The sequence below is a fragment of the Paenibacillus sp. RC334 genome, from assembly GCF_030034735.1.
Classification (GTDB): Bacteria; Bacillota; Bacilli; order Paenibacillales; family Paenibacillaceae; genus Paenibacillus; species Paenibacillus terrae_A.
Genome location: NZ_CP125370.1, coordinates 1,773,757 through 1,792,110, shown reverse-complemented (window position 1 = coordinate 1,792,110; position 18,354 = coordinate 1,773,757). Strand labels below are relative to the sequence as shown.

At 50.5% G+C, this 18,354-nt stretch carries 17 protein-coding genes; 5 read left to right on the top strand and 12 right to left on the bottom strand.

From position 1 onward, the window contains the following. Positions 1 to 14 precede the first annotated feature (14 nt). The 3 genes from pstA to QMK20_RS08400 form a co-directional block, all read right to left on the bottom strand. Positions 15 to 911, bottom strand: coding sequence for a phosphate ABC transporter permease PstA (gene pstA / locus QMK20_RS08410; protein WP_283656233.1), 897 nt, complete (start codon positions 909 to 911; stop codon positions 15 to 17). After that, the gene (pstC, locus tag QMK20_RS08405) at positions 911 to 1,843 is read right to left on the bottom strand and encodes a phosphate ABC transporter permease subunit PstC (RefSeq protein ID WP_044648776.1); all 933 of its coding nucleotides are present in this window, start codon (positions 1,841 to 1,843) and stop codon (positions 911 to 913) included. Before pstC ends, pstA begins: the two co-directional genes overlap by 1 nt. A 107-nt stretch (positions 1,844 to 1,950) precedes the next feature. Next, the gene (locus QMK20_RS08400) at positions 1,951 to 2,874 is read right to left on the bottom strand and encodes a phosphate ABC transporter substrate-binding protein (RefSeq protein WP_137062438.1); all 924 of its coding nucleotides are present in this window, start codon (positions 2,872 to 2,874) and stop codon (positions 1,951 to 1,953) included. A gap of 207 nt (positions 2,875 to 3,081) precedes the next feature. Between QMK20_RS08400 and QMK20_RS08395 the strand changes: the two genes are divergently transcribed. Further along, positions 3,082 to 3,972 carry a LysR family transcriptional regulator gene (locus QMK20_RS08395; protein ID WP_283655356.1) on the top strand — a complete coding sequence of 297 codons (891 nt, stop codon included), beginning with the start codon at positions 3,082 to 3,084 and terminating at the stop codon, positions 3,970 to 3,972. 111 nt (positions 3,973 to 4,083) lie between these two features. On the opposite strand, the gene pyk is transcribed toward QMK20_RS08395, so the two are convergent. The 6 genes from pyk to QMK20_RS08365 form a co-directional block, all read right to left on the bottom strand. Then, positions 4,084 to 5,514, bottom strand: a complete 1,431-nt coding sequence (pyk, locus tag QMK20_RS08390) for a pyruvate kinase (protein ID WP_044648779.1) — start codon at positions 5,512 to 5,514, stop codon at positions 4,084 to 4,086. 123 nt (positions 5,515 to 5,637) lie between these two features. Further along, positions 5,638 to 6,621: an acetyl-CoA carboxylase carboxyltransferase subunit alpha gene (locus QMK20_RS08385; protein ID WP_283655355.1), complete on the bottom strand. Its 984-nt coding sequence runs from the start codon at positions 6,619 to 6,621 to the stop codon at positions 5,638 to 5,640. Further along, positions 6,622 to 7,515 (bottom strand): acetyl-CoA carboxylase, carboxyltransferase subunit beta, encoded by an 894-nt coding sequence (gene accD, locus QMK20_RS08380; RefSeq protein ID WP_044648781.1) that lies wholly within the window; start codon positions 7,513 to 7,515, stop codon positions 6,622 to 6,624. A gap of 181 nt (positions 7,516 to 7,696) precedes the next feature. Beyond that, positions 7,697 to 7,885, bottom strand: a complete 189-nt coding sequence (locus QMK20_RS08375) for a hypothetical protein (RefSeq protein WP_013309585.1) — start codon at positions 7,883 to 7,885, stop codon at positions 7,697 to 7,699. Positions 7,886 to 8,038: 153 nt separating this feature from the next. Next, complete coding sequence (locus QMK20_RS08370) at positions 8,039 to 8,536, bottom strand: phosphatidylglycerophosphatase A family protein (RefSeq protein ID WP_044648782.1); 498 nt, start codon at positions 8,534 to 8,536, stop codon at positions 8,039 to 8,041. A gap of 128 nt (positions 8,537 to 8,664) precedes the next feature. Continuing rightward, positions 8,665 to 12,363 (bottom strand): DNA polymerase III subunit alpha, encoded by a 3,699-nt coding sequence (locus tag QMK20_RS08365; RefSeq protein ID WP_283655354.1) that lies wholly within the window; start codon positions 12,361 to 12,363, stop codon positions 8,665 to 8,667. Positions 12,364 to 12,502: 139 nt separating this feature from the next. Here QMK20_RS08365 and QMK20_RS08360 point away from each other — a divergent pair, with 139 nt between their 5' ends. Together QMK20_RS08360 and QMK20_RS08355 are read left to right on the top strand one after the other, a co-directional pair. Next, positions 12,503 to 12,832, top strand: a complete 330-nt coding sequence (locus QMK20_RS08360; protein ID WP_013309582.1) for a YtrH family sporulation protein — start codon at positions 12,503 to 12,505, stop codon at positions 12,830 to 12,832. A 12-nt stretch (positions 12,833 to 12,844) separates the two neighbouring features. Then, positions 12,845 to 13,342 (top strand): sporulation membrane protein YtrI, encoded by a 498-nt coding sequence (locus QMK20_RS08355; RefSeq protein WP_283655353.1) that lies wholly within the window; start codon positions 12,845 to 12,847, stop codon positions 13,340 to 13,342. Between the two features lie 41 nt (positions 13,343 to 13,383). On the opposite strand, the gene QMK20_RS08350 is transcribed toward QMK20_RS08355, so the two are convergent. From QMK20_RS08350 to QMK20_RS08340, 3 genes are all read right to left on the bottom strand, one after another. Beyond that, entirely contained in the window at positions 13,384 to 14,718 is a 1,335-nt protein-coding gene (locus QMK20_RS08350) for a DRTGG domain-containing protein (protein ID WP_283656232.1), read from the bottom strand. Between the two features lie 202 nt (positions 14,719 to 14,920). After that, a complete protein-coding gene (locus QMK20_RS08345; RefSeq protein WP_014280689.1) occupies positions 14,921 to 15,205 on the bottom strand; it encodes a hypothetical protein in 285 nt (94 codons plus the stop codon). A 71-nt stretch (positions 15,206 to 15,276) separates the two neighbouring features. After that, complete coding sequence (locus tag QMK20_RS08340) at positions 15,277 to 15,621, bottom strand: YlbF/YmcA family competence regulator (protein ID WP_025685398.1); 345 nt, start codon at positions 15,619 to 15,621, stop codon at positions 15,277 to 15,279. Positions 15,622 to 15,784: 163 nt separating this feature from the next. On the opposite strand from QMK20_RS08340, the gene QMK20_RS08335 reads away from it, so the two are divergent. Then, on the top strand, positions 15,785 to 17,155 hold the full coding sequence (locus QMK20_RS08335; RefSeq protein WP_283655352.1) for a YheC/YheD family endospore coat-associated protein: 1,371 nt from the start codon (positions 15,785 to 15,787) through the stop codon (positions 17,153 to 17,155). A gap of 44 nt (positions 17,156 to 17,199) precedes the next feature. Beyond that, positions 17,200 to 18,354 (top strand): YheC/YheD family endospore coat-associated protein, encoded by a 1,155-nt coding sequence (locus QMK20_RS08330; RefSeq protein ID WP_283655351.1) that lies wholly within the window; start codon positions 17,200 to 17,202, stop codon positions 18,352 to 18,354.

Sequence of the window (18,354 nt, the reverse complement as noted above, 5' to 3'; positions counted from 1 at the left end):
TTCCCATCCCCTTTCTAATCCATCCGTTTGGCAGCTGTCAGGCGGCGGTAGACGACTCTTCCGAACCATCTTGCGATCAGGTTGAAGGCAAGTACGAGCAGCACCAATACCGCGGAAGCACCTGCGGCAATATCCCTGGAATCAGGAGCGATGCCTTCACTGTTAACCTTCCAGATATGCACAGCCAGTGTCTCGGCAGGACGCATCGGATTAATGGGCGATCTGGCATGCAATGGATTCCAATCAGTGAAATCAAGCGGCGGCGTACTCATCCCGGCTGTAAACAGCAACGCTGCTGCTTCCCCGAAAATGCGGCCTGCGGCCAAAATCGTCCCCGTAATCAAGCTTGGCAGCGCAGCTGGCAGCAAAATGGAGGTAATGATTTTCCACTTGGACAACCCGAGCGCAAGCCCGGCTTCCTTTTGCTCCTTGGGCACAGCCCGGAAAGCCTGTTCTGTCGTCCGAACCATCAGCGGCAGGTTGAATACTGCCAAGGCCAGGGCTCCTGATAACAGGGAAAAACCAAAATTAAATGTATTTACGATAAGTAAAAGTCCGAACAAACCGATGACGATGGACGGAAACGAAGACAATACTTCGACGACAAGTCGTATGAAGTCCGTAATTTTCCCCGGCTTCGCATATTGCGCCATGTATATACCCGCACCCCAACCAATCGGAATGGTGATAATCAAGGTTAAAATAAGTAAAAATACAGAGTTGAACAATTGCGGGCCGATGCCTCCACCTGCGCGTAACGTCTGAGGAGCACTGGTCAAAAAGTCAAAGGAAATGTGACTGACTCCGCGTGCCAAAATGAATCCCAGCAGTCCCACCAGAAGTGCGACAATGAACAATGCGAAGAAACAGATTACAAATGTAGCGATTTTGTCGGTCGTTTTAGCTTTCATCAAATCCGGTTTCTCCTTTCAAGCAGCCTTACCAGCAACACGAAGATGAATGTCATGAGCAGGAGAACAAGCGCCATGCTCCAGAGAGCATTGTTATGAACCGAGCCCATAGCTGTATTGCCCATGCTAAGTGTAATAACACTGGTCAAGGTCGAAGCGGATTCCAGCAAGGATTGCGGTATATGCGGAGCATTCCCGATAACCATCTGTACAGCCAGCGCTTCCCCGAAGGCACGAGCCATACCAAGAATAATTCCTGTTAACAGAGCAGGCAGCAGTGTCGGAATAATAACACGTGCAATTGTCTGCCAGCGGGTAGCGCCCAGGGCGTAAGAGGACTCGCGCAGGCCACCTGGCAAGGATGACAATGCATCCGCCATAATACTCGTAATCGTCGGCAAAATCATCACTGACAACACGAGACAGCCTGCGAGAATCCCGATGCCTTGTCCCCCGAACACGTCCCGCAGCAACGGAACAATTACGGTCAAGCCGACAAAGCCGTATACTACGGACGGAATACCAGATAACAATTCAATCGCAGGTTGAAGGATACGTTTACCGGATTTCGGTACGATTTCGGTCATAAATAAAGCAGCACACAAGCTGAGCGGGCTGGCGATCAAGGCCGCCAGAACGGTTACAGCAAAAGAGCCTGTAATAAACGGAAGTGCGCCGAAGGACTTGGGCTCACCATCCGGGCTCCATTTGGTTCCGAAGAAAAACTCTTGCAGACTGACTCCATTCACCACAAATGTAGCTACACCTTTGGAGGCGACAAAATATACAATGGAGACAATGACTGCAACCAAAAAAACGACACAAACCGACGTATAAATGCGGCCGGTCCATTCTTCCCAGTAATGCCTTTCTTTCATACCTCGGGATCGTTTATTCTGTTCCATGTATGCCTTCCCTTCAATTGGTTCCATACTGTGACTCCTTTAACCGAAGAATAGAGGCTGGACGCTAGTCCGCCTCTTCTCCGTGAATATACTCGCGTTAGCTGCGTTTGCCCGAACAGGAGGTGTAGCTCTCCTTATTTCGTAATATTACCGTCAGCATCGCGTTTAACTTGCATGCCTGATACCGGGATGTATCCCAGGTCTACGACATCGGATTTTTGGATTTCATCAGACAGAATGTAATCCAAGAATGCTTTTACATGCTCTTTTGGCTCACCTTTGGTGTACATATGCTCGTAAGCCCATACCGGATATTTACCTTGCTCTACATTTTCCACGTTAGCTTCAACACCATCGTATTTCAATGCTGTTACTGTGTTGTCGATGTAGGACAGGGCTAGGTAACCAATAGCACCCGGTGTTTCAGCAATCAGCTTTTTCACAGTACCGGAGGAATCTTCCTGAATGGAGCCTGGCAGATCTTCCGTTTTTTGTCCCAAAGCGTATTTTTCAAATGTTGCACGAGTACCGGAGCTGCTTGGACGGTTTACGATAACGATTTTTTGATCTGCGCCACCAACTTGTTTCCAGTTGGTAATTTTACCTGTGAAAATTTGTACCAATTGATCTTTCTTCAAATCTGCTACGCCTACTTTAGGATTCGCTACTGCTGACATAGCTACAACAGCTACTTGGTGATCGACCAGTTCATCTGCGCCGCTCTCCAATTTTTCTTTTGCAAACACATCGGAGTTACCGATATCCGCTTGTCCGCCGGAAACTTGAGTCAAGCCAGTACCGCTACCGCCACCCTGCACTTGAACCGCAATTCCTTTATATTTATCTACAGCCATAAATTTTTGTCCCGCTTGCTCTACCAATGGTTGAAGTGCAGTGGAGCCAACAGCCAGAATGTTACCTGTCAGTTCAGTAGCTGCTTTATTGTCTGTTCCTGTAGCAGCGTCTCCTTGTGGTGCAGCATTGTTAGCTGATCCACAAGCTGCAAGTGCAAATACCATGGTAAGAGTCATCAGAATGAACGGCCATTTTTTCAACATTTTTTATTGTCCTCCCCTTATTTAAGTGACGGTTTTTTATTTATGACCATCAACACTTTTACATTGTAGGCTTGGAATGTTAGACGAACGACTTGGTTTTGTAAAAGAAATATAAAATATTGATAGATAAAATGTTTTTCAGTATATAATTAATCTATAGTCTATTTTTTATACATGAATGCCATGTAAGGAGAGCTGTTCAAGTCCATGAATATTTTAAAATTGCGTATTTTAATGATGATCGACAAATTCCACAAGGCGACGGATGTGGCCGAGGCATTGCAAATTAAACAGCCTACCGTCAGCTTTCATATGAAAAGTCTGGAAAAGGAACTGGGAGTCTCCCTGTTCATCTCCCAACAAGGAAGGATTATGCTGACCGAAGCTGGCAAAAAACTGCTGCCTTACGCAAAGCAGATGGTTGCTCTGGAGCAAGAAGCAAGACAAACAGTGAATGAACTGGCAGAGCAGTCGCAGGGACAATTACTTCTCGGCGCCGAGTCCATCTCGGGCACGTATGTACTCCCCTCTATGATTGCTACATTTGCTCAACAATATCCCGAATGCCAAATTCAGCTAGACATTCAATCCCCGGATAAAATCAGACAGCTGCTAAAACAGGGAGAGATTGATTTTGCTTTTCTGGATGACAGAGGACATCCTCCCGAGCTTACGGTGGTAGAGCCTGTCGCTTCGGATCGGATTGGAGTTATCAGGTCTGTGTCTGTGCAGCATTCTTCCAAGCCAACGGACATTTTGGGGACTGAAATGCTGGACAAGCACACATGGGTAAGATATAGCGGGACATCTGTTGTAGATCCGTATTCCTCGCTGATCAAGCCCCATCTGGAAATGAACTCATGGGAAGCGGTAAAGCAAGTGGTAAGCGTCGGGGAAGCACTTGCCTTCTTCCCTGCCTGTGGTGTTCTTCGCAACGATGGTAATGACGTTCCGTTGGTAGAGTGGCTTCCTTGGTCCGATGCCGAGGAGAAGAATGAGCGTTATCACATAAATATACTGTATCAACGCGATACTAATCTCAGCATGATCCAGCAGGCATTTCTGGATTTTACACGGAAAGAAGGTTTGGAGGGCTAGAAACTGGAGAGCATAAAAAAGAGCATCCAAGTCATAAATGACTTGAATGCTCTCCCTGCCATACCTAAAAGATACAGCCTGTCTGTTATTCCGCATAAGCTAAAGTTAAAGTTACGCTTGTGCAGGAACACAGCTAATTTTAATCAGGTTCGTAGAACCAGAAGCACCGAGCGGTATACCTGCGGTAATAACAACCAAATCGCCCTCTTTAACGAGACCGGATTTGCGACCGCCTTCCAGTGCGTTTTCGATCAGTTTGTCCGTCGTGTCCACGACAGGTTTGCCTTGTACCGCATGTACTCCCCAGATCAGAGCCAGGCGGCGAACTGTTCTTTCCTGCGTTGTCACAGCAATAATTGGAGCTTGTGGACGATATTTGGAAATCATACGCGCCGTTGTTCCGCTTTGTGTGGACGTCAGGATGGCTTTGGCATGCAGGTCAAGCGCAGAAATAGAAACGGATTGGCTGATCGCTTCCGTAATACTAACTTCCTGAGCCGTTCTTTGTTTTTTGAACAAATCACGGTAGTTCAGAGCGGATTCTGCTTTCTCTGCAATACGGGACATCGTCAATACAGATTCTACCGGATATTTACCCGCAGCTGTTTCGCCGGACAGCATAATGGCATCTGTTCCGTCAAAAATGGCATTCGCTACGTCACTCGCTTCCGCACGAGTCGGACGCGGGTTACGTTGCATGGAATCCAGCATTTGTGTTGCGGTAATAACAGGCTTACCCGCTACATTACACTTGGTAATCATCAATTTTTGCGCCAATGGCACTTCTTCAGCAGGAATTTCAACACCGAGGTCACCACGGGCAACCATCAGGCCATCCGAAGCTTCCAAAATTTCGTCCAAATTGTCGACGCCTTGCTGATTTTCGATTTTGGAAATAATTTGAATGTGACTTGCATTATGCTTCGCCAGCAATTCACGAATTTCCAGTACATCACTCGCTTTACGAACAAAAGAAGCTGCGATGAAATCAACGTCCTGCTCAATACCGAAAGTGATGTCGTTAGCATCCTTTTCTGTAATGCCTGGCAAGGAAATGTTCACGCCGGGAACATTAACGCCTTTCTTGCTCTTGATCGTTCCGCCATTGACAATGCGGCATTTGATTTCACTGCCTGATACTTCAATAACGGTGAGTCCGATCAGACCATCGTCGATCAGAATGGTGGAGCCGGGCTCCACGTCCGAGGGAAGATCCTGGTACGTAACGGAAATACGATCTTTCGTACCGAGAATTTCTTCCGTTGTCAGCGTAATATACTCGTCCTGAACAAGCTCAATAGGTTCAACTTCGAGCTTTCCTGTCCGGATTTCCGGCCCCTTCGTATCGAGCAAAATAGCAACGTTTTTGTTAAGCTCCTTACAAGCTTGGCGGATATTTTTGATCCGGTTGCCATGCTCCTCGAAATCACCGTGAGAGAAATTCAGGCGGGCTACGTTCATACCAGCCAAAATCAGTTTCTTCACATTTTCCAATGACTCACTGGAAGGACCGATGGTACATACAATCTTAGTTTTGCGCATTTGGGTTTTTCCTCCGTTTTCAAAGGTGCTACTTTATATCTTTTTCCAACAATTAAATCTACTACACTTTTTCCTATTTGTATAGGAAGTTCGTCATATTTATTGTTACCCGTTTCCAGCGTATTACAACATAGAACCTGGTTCCGAAGTTTTTAAAAAGGTATATTGGCCTATTTTTCGGAACTTTTGATACCGATCTTCCCTCAATTCGTCGCAGTTCATATTCAAAAGGTCGGCCAAATGGCGTTCCAGCGACTCCTTGATAGCGGCAGCGGTTACTTCATAGTTACGATGCGCGCCCCCCTTCGGCTCCGGCACGATATCCTCGATGACCTCCATGCGCAGGAGGTCATTCGCCGTAATCTTCATAGCCTCAGCAGCCTGATCCGCCTTGGAAGCATCCTTCCACAGAATCGAGGCCGCTCCGTTAGGAGAAATGGCCGAGTAAATGGCATGCTCCAGCATCAGCACACGGTTGCCGACGGCAAACGCAAGCGCGCCGCCGCTTCCACCCTCGCCGATGACCACACAAATAACAGGCACCGAAAGCTTTGCCATCTCCCGCAAATTGCGGGCAATCGCTTCCGATTGACCTCTCTCCTCTGCTGTATTACCCGGATAAGCGCCCTTCGTATCAATAAATGTAATGATTGGGCGTTTGAATTTGTCAGCCTGCTGCATAAGACGCAAGCCTTTACGGAATCCCTCCGGGTGCGCGCTCCCGAAAAACCGTGCAATGTTATCCTTCGTATCCTTGCCACGTTGCTGCCCAATAACGGTTACCGGAATACCATTCAGCTTGGCAATTCCACCCACGACCGCCAGATCGTCGCCATACAGGCGGTCGCCGTGCAGTTCAATGAAATCCGTAAACACCTGCCCGATCAAATCAAGCGATGTCGGTCGCTGATGATGACGAGCCACGTGCATTTTTTGCGGTGCTGTAATGTTCGTATATATTTCTTCCTCCATCTGGAGATAACGTTCCTCCAGACGGTTAATTTCATCGGTAAAATCAATTTGCTTATCCTGTCCGAATTGCTTGAGTTCTTCGATCTTCTGTCGCATCTCGACCAGGGGCTTTTCATAAGGCAATTCGCCAGCCATCTATTCCACCTCTTTCGCGCTGTGCAAATCGAGCAGTTGGCCAAGTGTATCGCGCAGTTCCTTGCGATGTACAACCATATCCAATTGTCCGTGCTGCAAATTAAATTCGGAGGTTTGAAAATCGTCCGGTAGCTTCTGTCTGATCGTCTGTTCGATCACGATACGTCCGGCAAAACCGAATACTGCCCCCGGCTCCGCGATGTTAATATCTCCAAGCGTAGCAAAGCTGGCGGATACTCCACCTGTAGTCGGATCGGTGATAACGGAAATATAGAGCAATCCCTGCTCGTCCATACGAGCGAGAGCCGCACTTGTTTTGGCCATCTGCATCAGGCTCAAAATACTTTCCTGCATACGCGCCCCACCAGATGTGGAGAAAATAATAAGCGGAAGACGCTTGTCTATCGCCTGCTCAATGGCGCGGGTAATTTTCTCCCCGACGACTGATCCCATGCTGCCAGTGAAAAAGTCAAAACTCATCACTGCAACAACAGCCGGAAGCCCATGAATGAGCCCATCGCCCGTAATGACAGCCTCTCGCAAACCGGATTTCAGCGTCTGCTGTTCCAGCTTGCTTGCATAACCTGGAAAACCCAGCGGATCAACCGAAATCATATCGGCATCATATTCTGTAAATGTATTTTCATCGAGCACCATGCGAATACGATCCATAGCATTAAGACGCATATGGTATCCGCACACCGGGCACACTTTCAGATTTTTTTCTAACTCTTTACTGTATTGAATGCTTCCGCATTTGCCACATTTGGTCATAAGACCTTCGGGGATTTCCCGTTTGGGACGATCCGGCATGTCCGCTTGATCGCCGCTCAGCGCCCGTTCCGAAGGGATGGTCGCGTATTTACGCTTCTTTTGGAATAAATCTTTAAACACAACTACACCTCTCCAGCCGTTTATTTGTCAGCCGTAACCGATACAAGGTCCTCTGCCGTCTATGCGGCATCTCTTAGCATTATGTTTATACACACGTCAACGCCTGTTTTGCGAAACATTACCGCCGATCGTGCATCCTTTGTTCCATTCATGCTGCTGTATCACTTCCGCCGTTCCGGACTCAAGGGCGCAAAATCGAATTAAGCACTTCCTGTATTTCTTCGACTTCACCCGAAGGCACAAGTATCTCAAACTGCTGCTTGGATGCGCTGATGGCCCGGGCCTGCACCATAAAACCTTCTTCCGACAGTTTGAGCTTAATCATGTCAGCCAGTCTGGCCGTCGGTGCAATATAGATCACCGTCCACATGCCTTGTTTCTACCCCCTAAGCCTCAAGTTTTGAGCCCATATAATAGACTCATGATAACATACCTTACTTTTTTCCCGCAACAAAAGCCCTCCTGCTCGGTTAAGATCGGTCAGAGGGCCCAGAAAATCATTGACTCTGTTCGTGCAGGTGAATCAAGTGTCCAATGACACGGGGTATTGCTTGGCATGGGGGCTGCGATGAGCAATGCGCGAAGAAGCGGCAGCTGCCAGTCCGGCGACCAGATCGTCCAGAAATACATGAATACCGCTGCCTTTACGGTTTAGCTGTTCAATGATTCCCGTCTTTTCTTTATCCAGATAACCAAAACTGGTCAAGCCAATCATACCATACACGCTCGTAATCCCGAGGGCCAGTGTCTCGTCCACTCCGTACAGGGGTTCATCTGCCTCCATAATGGCTTGCAGCGGCTGGGGAAGAAGTTTTTTTTCGGCCAGCTCATCAAGCGCAATACCCGTGAACAGCGTATACTGCACTTCCCGCTTCTGCAAAACTGCCTTTACGCTGTCCACACATTCTTCAATGGTCAAATGAGGGTAATATTTTAGCTGAAGCTGAAAAACAATGTCCGCTATGGACTCGATACTAATCCCTCTGCGAATTAACAGGGTTTCTGCGTATTCATAGGACATGATTTCCCTCCCGCCTCCACCATACAGTTCTGTCTTCCAGCTTGCGGAACCTTATGATGTTGGATAAGTGCTGATGTTCCTGTTCCGCCAGTGTTCCAAGTGTATGCGGGAGGGGAGGAAAATGTTCATTATTTAACTTTCACCGTGCCCGCACCCAGCATTGACTCCATCCGGTCGAAAAGCTGAGGCGATGGCTTGATGCTGTAAGCATCACTCAGCGCCAGCAAACGCTGGCTGCTCTCATAAAAGAGTACGGTAGGCAACGCACCGGGATGCTCCTGTAGCAGCGCCTTGAGGCTGACCAGCAAGCTGGCGTCCTCCTCGGCCTGGCGGGTGATTTTGACAAACACCCGCTGACGGGCTGTCGGCTCCGAACCACGCGGAGCCGGGGCTTGTTCGCCGGGAGCCGCTTCCGTGACGTGCGGCGAAGTGTCTGTGGCCGGGCGGGCCGCCGAAACGGGCGGGACCGCTGGCGCCGTAGTCGTCTGCGCAGACGACTCGGCTGCCGACGGCCTCGACGGCACGCGTGGCGCTCCCCCACCGGGGCCACCAGCGGCAGAGCCAGCCGCTGACGTGGGCTTTCCGGCCGCGGCGGACGAACGCGCTCCAGCACGTCGGCGCTGGAGAAGCCGCGCCAGTGAATCCTCCGCCAGCGGGACGGCCTCGTCCGCAAGGAGCTTGAAATGCTCATCCTGGTGCTGCATTTTGGCACGGAACGCAAGCAGCGCTCCCTTTTCAATCCACTGGTGGCTTCGCTTCCACACTTCGGGAAACAACACGACCTCGCAGCGCTCAATCTGATCCTCCAGCTCAATAAAGGCCATTGCCTTCCCCTGTTTGGTCGTAATCGTCTTGAGCGACACAACCATACCTGCGGTCACGACAACCGCTTCATCCGCCACATCGCCCAATTCCATCAGACGCTCTGCATCGCTGCTTTCCAGCAACGGCTCAAAATCATCCAGCGGATGCCCGGACAGATACAGTCCCAACAGCTCACGTTCCAGCTCTAGCTGCTGACCCGCACTGAATTTCGGTACATCGGGATATTCGATATCCCAATTGGGCATCTCCACAAAACCGAACATATCTATTTGCAAATCGTCACGTTCCTTGCGCCATTTGACCGCCGCATCCACCGTTTCATCCAGCATGGCAATCAACTGCGCACGATGACCTGGCAACGAGTCAAACGCCCCTGCCTGGATGAGCGATTCAATCACCCGCTTATTGCACACACGCAAATCCACGCGACGACAAAAATCGAGCAGGCTGTCAAAAGGACGCTCCTTGCGAACGGCGAGAATACTTTCCATCGCCTGCGTGCCGACATTTTTAATCGCGGCCAGTCCAAAGCGGATATTCCCCTGCTGCAACGGGGTAAACAGCACCCCGCTTTCATTTACATCGGGTGGCAGAACCGCCATATCCATACGACGGCATTCGACGACATATTCCGCCACTTTCCGGTGGCTACCCATCACCGCTGTCAGCATAGAGGCCATAAACTGCACCGGATAATGGGCTTTAAGATACGCCGTCTGGAACGCCAGCACACCATAGGCAGCCGCATGTGCACGCGGAAATCCATAGTCCGCAAAACGGACAATCATATCGTAGACCCTTCCAGCTTCCTCTTCCGTGTAACCCTGCTTGACACTGCCCTCCACAAAATGGCCACGCTCAAGGTCCAGCACTTCGCGTTTTTTCTTGGATACGGCGCGACGCAACAGATCGGCTTCTCCCAGGGAAAAGCCAGCCATGCGCGAAGCAATCTGCATGATTTGTTCCTGATACACGATAATGCCGTACGTATCCTTCAAGATTGGCTCCAGATCAGGATGCGGATAATGAACCTCAATCTCCCCGTGCTTGGCCTGAATAAAGTTAGGAATGAAGCCCATTGGACCCGGACGATACAAGGCCAATACAGAAATAATATCCTCGAACACACTTGGCTTTAGATCCTTGAGCACCCGGCGTACCCCCGCCGACTCCAGCTGGAACACACCGCCTGTGTCGCCTTTACCCAGCATGTCATAGGTATGTGGGTCATTGTCAGGAATGCGGCTAAAATCAGGCGTTTCTCCATGTTCTTCGGTAATCCAACGCATGCAGCGTTCAATAATAGAAAGGGTGCGCAGCCCAAGAAAATCCATTTTCAGCAAACCGATCCGCTCCAGATTTTCCATCGAGTATTGCGTCAGGGGAACCCCTTCACTCCCCTCTTGAAGCGGAACTGCATCAGTCAGCGGAGTCCGCGAAATGACGACACCCGCCGCATGGGTCGAAGCATGACGTGGCATGCCCTCTACTTTAATCGCCATATCCAGCAGCTCACGCGTCTTGGGCTTGGTTTCATACAGTGTCTTCAGCTCAGGGGTGATCTCAAGCGCATGACGGATATTAATCCCGAGCTGCGCCGGAATCAGCTTGGCCGCCTTGTCCACTTCGCCATACGGTACATTCAACGCACGCCCAACGTCACGCACTGCGGCTCTTGCCGCCAGCGTTCCGAAGGTAATAATTTGCGCTACATGCTCGTTACCGTACTTCTGCACCACATAGTCGATAACCTCATCCCGTCGTTCATCGCTGAAATCAATATCTATATCCGGCATGCTAATCCGTTCAGGATTCAGAAACCGTTCAAACAGCAGGTTATATTTCATGGGATCCACATTCGTGATATGAAGTACATAAGCGACCAGACTGCCTGCCGAGGAACCCCGTCCAGGGCCGGTAGCAATATTATGCTTATGAGCGAAAGCGATAAAATCCCACACGATCAGAAAATAATCGCTGAATCCCATGCTGTCAATCGTGTTCAGCTCATAACTGAGCCGCTGCTCCAGCCTTTCCCGTTGCTCCGGTTGTTCCCACGCCAGATCACTCCCATAACGACGCTCCAGCCCTTGCACACACAAACTGCGCAGATAGGACGAAGGAGTCATGCCTTCCGGCAGCGGACGATATTCTGGCAAAATAGATTGCCCAAATTCCAGCTCCAGTTCACACTTTTCAGCAATACGTACAGTATTATCGATCGCTTCCGCCACATGCGGGAACAAGCGAGCCATGTCCTCCTGGCTTTTCAGGTACAACTGACGTGTCGGTATGCGCAAGCGTTCCTCGTCGTCGACCGTCTTGCCTGTTCCAATGCAGATCAGAACGTCTTGTACATCTGCATCCGGCTCGGTCAGATAATGCACGTCATTCGTAGCTACCAGCGGAATATCCAGCTCCTTCGCCAACGCGATCAGAAGAGGATTTACGCGCTTTTGCTCTGACAGACCGTGATCCTGAAGCTCCAGATAAAAATCATCGCCAAAAATGTTGCGGTAGCGTTCCGCTGCCCGTCGTGCTTCGGCTTCCCGGCCATGCAGCAAATGCTGCGGCACTTCACCGCCCAAACATGCGCTTAAGCATATGATGCCTTCATGGTGGGCAGCCAGCGCTTCCATGTCGATACGTGGCTTGTAGTGAAAGCCCTCCAAATGGCCGATAGAGCACAGCTTCATCAGATTTTGATAGCCTGTTTTATTTTTGGCGAGCAAAATTAAATGATATATGGGCTGATCCTTCCGGCTGCCACGCTCCTTGCGCGAGCCAGCCGTCATATAGGCCTCACACCCGATAATCGGCTTAATGCCGTTCTCTACACACGCTCTGTAAAAAGGAATGGCACCATACATCACCCCGTGATCCGTAAGGGCCAGTGCCTTCATTCCGTAAGCTGATGCCTGTTTGACCAACTCCGCGGTACGAGCCGCGCCGTCCAGCAGGCTGTACTCGCTGTGAACATGCAAATGCACAAATGAACTCATGCGCTTCTCTTCCTTTCACCGCTTGTTTTTCTTCAAACTATTTTATCATATCCGCGTTAGTAGCGCCCATACAATAAAAGTACAGACCCGGGCGGACAAGCGCGGTCCTGATTCGTATACCTTATAGGAGGAAAAGAGCATGAGCACTTTTATATCCAAAGCGATTCTCGACTTCTTCATTGCCTTCGGCATCGTGCTCGGGGGAGCCATGCTCGGAGGAATGGGAGCTGTGGTATCGCTTCAGCCGCCTACCCAGACGATGCTGGAGGTTGCCGGAAGAATTAAAATATGGGCGCTTGCCGCTGCTGTGGGGGGAACAATGGACCCGATCCGCGTCATTGAGAGCAATATGCTGGATGGTAATTTGTCGCCTGCCATTAAGCAGATATTGTATTTGATTTTCGCCTTTTTAGGCGCTCATATGGGTGCAGAGCTGGTCAAGTGGGTGTGCGGCAACGGACGGCCGTGAGGTGAAACGACTATGAGAGTGCCTCCCTTTGAGCGCCTGCGCCCGTTTATGCATTTATCCTCCGTCTTCGTGCTGGGCATGATTACCGGAGCAATAGTCTACAATGCCATCTGGCACGCCAGCTTCAATGAGCTGTGGACGAACAATCAAGACCTCCAATTCCAGCTCCAGCAAGCGCAGGAGGACAATAGAACCCTGCGGAAATACAGCAAGCGTCAGACTGTTGTCAAGGAAATCAAATTGATTGCTGAAGAAACTTCTGCCGAAAAGATTGACTCTATTAATCTAAAGGAGCTTCTTCGCCGCGTCAGCCGGGATTTGGAGGTACTGCGTGGCCGGGACATGTTCGAGATTGATTCCGACAGCAAGCTGGTACGCATGTTGCTTCACCAAAAAAAATACACCGTTCGTGACAAGGAGTATACGATCCAGGTCAAAACGATGCTTGTAATGGAAGGTGTGCTGCAAATTTGGCTGGAGGCAAAAGAAAGACTTCCGGAAAGCCATTGAACTGCTCTACTCCGACTCCACTTACTACACACGAATGGACACTAACCGTGTTCAATGGAGTGGAGCGTCATCACCGCTTTGCATACCAATTGATTTTCCCGTGAAATTGCAATTTCCAGCTTGCAGGTGCGGCGGCTCGTTTCCAGCAACAACGGACGAAGAACTATGGCATCCTCAATCTGTACGGGTCTGATAAAATAGGTCGTTAAATTGTCCAGCACATAATCCTTCCCGCTCATATCTCTGGCAACCCGGTAGCCCGCTTGTGTCATCACATTGACCAGCACGCCTTCCGAGATGGTACCCAGATTGGTCGCCATCTGAGGAATAACGAAGCCCCGAAAAAATAATAATCCGTCCTCATCACGCTCCTCTGCAAATCCGTTCCAAATGAGCTGGTCGAACGTCTCGCCAAGCTGTGGCTGCTTTTGGGCGTTGCGCAAGGCATCCAGTACCTCCCGCCGTGTGACGGACCCCAGCAGCTTGCGGTTGCGGTCCACGACCGGTAAATAATCCACACCTTCCCACGCCATCATCTGCGCAGCCGAAGCGAGCGAGGTCTGGTAGGTCACTGTTACCGGATTGCGGATCAGGCATTTGTCCATCGTATGCTCGGGTTGCAGTCCCTCCACATCCTTGCGGCTGACGATACCGATCAGGCGGTTCCATTCATCCACCACCGCAAAATGGTGATTTCCAGTCGTCACCGAAAGCTCTTCAAATTCGGTAAGGGTACTGTTGATTTTCAAGGTCTGCGTCTTCGGTTTACCTGCCGCGATGTCTTCAATCAGCATAATCTTCTTTTTGATCAAGCGGTCGAAAATCGCTCTATTAATCATAGAGGCCACTGTAAAGGTATCGTGACGCGAAGAAATGATCGGCAAACTGATCTGGTCCGCCAGTTGCTTAACCTCCCGGCTCGTACCAAAGCCGCCTGTAATCAGTACTCCTGCTCCCTGCTCTAGCGCAAGGGAATGTGCATCCTCGCGGTTACCGACGATCAGCAAGCTGCCTGCATCAATGTATCGGGCCATAGCCTCTTCGCGCATCGCTCCAATGACATACTTGTGCAAGGGCTTTTCCAACCCCTCGCTTCCCCCCAGCACATGTCCCTCCACGATATTCACGACATCGGCAAAGGTCAGTTGCTCGGACAACCCGCGTGGGCGCTTTTCCACCCGCACCGTCCCGATGCGTTCCTTGGTAATGACAATTCCCAGGTTCTCCGCTTCCTTCACGGCCCGATAGGCCGTTCCTTCGCTGACGCTCATTTCTTTAGCTAACCTGCGCACAGAAATTTTGGAGCCTATTTTCAACTGCTCGATATGACGCAATAGCTGCTCATGCTTCGTAACTGCTTCATCTAGCCCGTCCAACTCTGTTACACCCCCAACGTTCAATCTGTATCATTCTGTATCTATTATAGCACAAAATCCCGTCTTTTTAGACCCTCGTTAATCACGACATATCAGAGCCGGAAATAGCAAAAAGCGATCTCCTTTTTACAGGGACCGCTTTTTTAACTATCACGGATCGGCAGCATCAGAGCATGCTCATGACAAGCCGGGAGGAAACTTTTTATAGCGTGCTGCCTTTATCAGCTTCTTTATCCCATTTCATCTGCCACTGCTTCATTTTGGCCCGCCGCACACGCTCCAGCGTTTTCCGTTTTTCCTCATCCACGCCAAGCAAAAAGTGCAGATTCGCTCCGATGACAAGCAACGCAAACAATACCCATACGATACCGAAGCCGTTGACCCAGTTCAATCCGCCCGTAAGCGAGATGCGCGGCAGCGCGGTAAGCACCATAGCCAGCGCAATCAGTGTGTACAAGCCGTGTTTCCATTTTTTAAAAGTACCCAAGTTATCCCTTCCTCTCCCTGTGACTCTATGTATCTAGTCTATGAGAGGGCAGGAAGGAATATGAGACAAACTTACAGAGACGAACCGTACAAATGCTGAAGGCTGTCTGCGATAATTTTGTTGACATCCTCAATGATCACACTCAGGCGGCGTTCGGCATCGAACAGACGGCGGATATTCAGGTTCAGGCTAAGCACCTCGAACAGCTTTTCCATTTTTTCCATCTCTTCCTGTGCCGGCATATCACCGCTCATCATCCGCTGTTGTACTTCCATTTGGCGCTCACGGAAATCGTCGAGCATTTTCTTGGCTTCCGGGTCGGTTTCAATCAGCTTCATCGCTGACGTAATTTCCTCCACCTCTTTGCTTTCCTTCAACGCTTTTGCCAAATCATGGGCTTTGTCATAGATATTCATATTCGTTATTTCCTCCAATTCAAATAATCGTGCAAACATTTCACATTGTCCGTCAATCACCAAGGGATATATGTCCTCATATGATGAATCAGTGCTATTACAGCCCCTTCACGTTTCCCGTTACTTTTAAGACATCAAGTTGCTGCCCGGAAGGAGATCCACGATGTCCATCAAAAAAACAAGGATTCAAATCATCGGATCGGGCATCTTGCAGGATGACGTACTCATGGTCGGCGAGTCCTTGCTTCGCAAATGGAAAATATCCGCAGGCCACCCCGTACAGCTCGCCTTCGGTTCGTTCCGCCAGCAGGTTACCGTCATTTCGGTACCCCGTTACAGCGGCCTACGTGTGGGAAGCGTGCTGGCCCGAAAAATGGGACTTCATGCCAATTGTGAGCTGCGAGTAACCTACAGCCGAGGACGCCGGACACTTCGAGTGGGCCCACTTATTAGCGTGCTGGTCAGTCGGGACTATCCCGAACAGCCCGACAAGCCTTTCGGGTCGATCACCCTGTTCTGCCGTGAACTGATCGGGGAATGCCGCAGACAAGGAGCATATGTGTATTTTTTCACCCCGGAGCATATCGGAAGTCAGCCCGGACGCGTTCAGGGATGGGTCTATGACGGAGGCTGGAAAAAGACGGTCATGCCCGCCGGGGATGTCGTCAATAACCGGCTTACCTCTCGTAAACTCGAGAACAGAACTAGCGTACAGCATTTTATGAAAGAAGTAAAATCGCAGTACGGCACGGCCATTTTCAATGAAAAGTTTCTGGATAAAAATGAAGTGTTCGATGCGCTTAAATCCAATTCATCCCTGCGCAAGTATTTACCCGAGTCCCATTTGCTGCAAACCTTTGCGGTCTTCAAAAAAATGTGCAACCAGTACCCCACTGTTTTTCTCAAGCCTGTGCGAGGAAGTCTGGGCAAAGGTATTATGCGCATTACGAAGCAAGCCGATGGCACCTTTTCCGTGCTGTCCACTACCGCCGGCGCACCACGAAAGCAAACGTATGCCACGATCGAGAAGCTGTACAAAGGTATGGCAGGAAAAATGAAAACGACGCGCTTCCAGCTCCAGCAGGGTCTTACCCTGATTGATCACGGCAAGCGTCCGGTTGACTTTCGTGCGCTTGTGCAGAAAAACGCCTCTGGTGCATGGACCGTGACCTCCATCGTCGCCCGGATTGCCGGGGGCAGCCATTTTGTGTCCAATCTGGCGCGAGGTGGCACGCTGAGCACAGTCAAGGAGGCCTTGGCCAAAACCACGCTGCCTGCCTTAACCAAGTCGAACGGCCAGACCCATCTTAAGACAGCCGCGCTCGAAATTGCAAACGGAGTTGAGAAAGCGATCCCTGCCCATTTTGCGGAATTTGGCATTGATCTGGCGATTGACAGCACGGGGCATATTTGGCTGCTGGAGGTCAACTCCAAGCCGTCGAAAAATGACAATACGCCGTTAAATGATCAGAAAACTCGACCGTCCGTGAAAAAAATGATTGAATATTGCTGTTTTTCAGCCGGATTCAAATGAATCCGTCTCTTACGGAATTCGGCTGCCAAAGGAGGCTGTTATCGGTGTCTCTTGTCGTACCAGACACACTGGGTGTGCTCGTCAGCCGGAATCAGGCGGCGATTCCCCCGATTACCGAAGCGGAGTTTTGCCGCAGGCTAAGTCTGTTGGGCAGGCGCTCCGGCCTTAACGTAATGGCGTTTACCGCGGAAGGAATTTCGCCCGAAGATCACTCCATACGAGGTTATGCCTATCGCGACGGAGTATGGACATCCAGCCGCTTTCCCCTGCCGGATATTGTGTATAACCGCTGTTTCCATGCCCACGGGAGCCGGAACGCCGGGCACGCGCTGCAGCACATGGCAGAGCAGGGATCACGCAAGCTCATCTACTGGTCGCGTAACTTGCCCGGCAAATGGCAAGTGTACCGTGCGCTGCACACGATAGATGAAGTGCGTCCCTTTGTGCCGCCTACAGCGCCTTACCGGGACACGGCTCAGCTTGTGGAATGGCTGCACCGCCATTCGGCGCTATTTATGAAGCCCCAGGCCGGAACGCACGGCAAGGGCACGCTGTATCTCCGGCTATCGGATGGAGACGCCGGACTGCTCGTGCAGGGCAGAGACTCCCGAAACCGTCTGTTCCGGCGCTTGTTTTCCGAGTTGGATGCCGGATTGTCATGGGTCAACGGGATTGCAGGCAGACGCTCCTATATCGTGCAGCCTTATTTGAAATTAACGAGCCAAAGCGGTCATCCCTTTGATGTCCGCGCGCTCATGCAAAAGGATGGAAAGGGCTGCTGGCGTCTGACGGGCTTTGCCGTGAGAGAAGGCAGGAAAGGAACCCTGACTTCCAATCTGCACGGAGGGGGCGCAGCCCATCCGGCAGAACCTTACCTTCGTGAACAATATGGCGCGGACAGCACGCGTCTCATCATTTGGCAGATGATGGCGCTGTCCCTGACCATTACCAGGGCGCTGGAGGAACGATATGGCCGCCTTGGCGAGCTGGGGATTGATTATGGTATTGACCGGAGTGGGAACATCTGGCTATTGGAGGTTAATTCCCGGCCGGGTCGGGCCTCCTTTTTCCAGACCCGTCAGCCAAAGTGCGCTTTCCGGTCAGTCAACCGCCCACTCGAATATGCTCGATATTTAATGACCCATTCCAAAGTGACAGGGTCAAAGGGCGCAGACACCTCCCTTGAACATATGGTATAG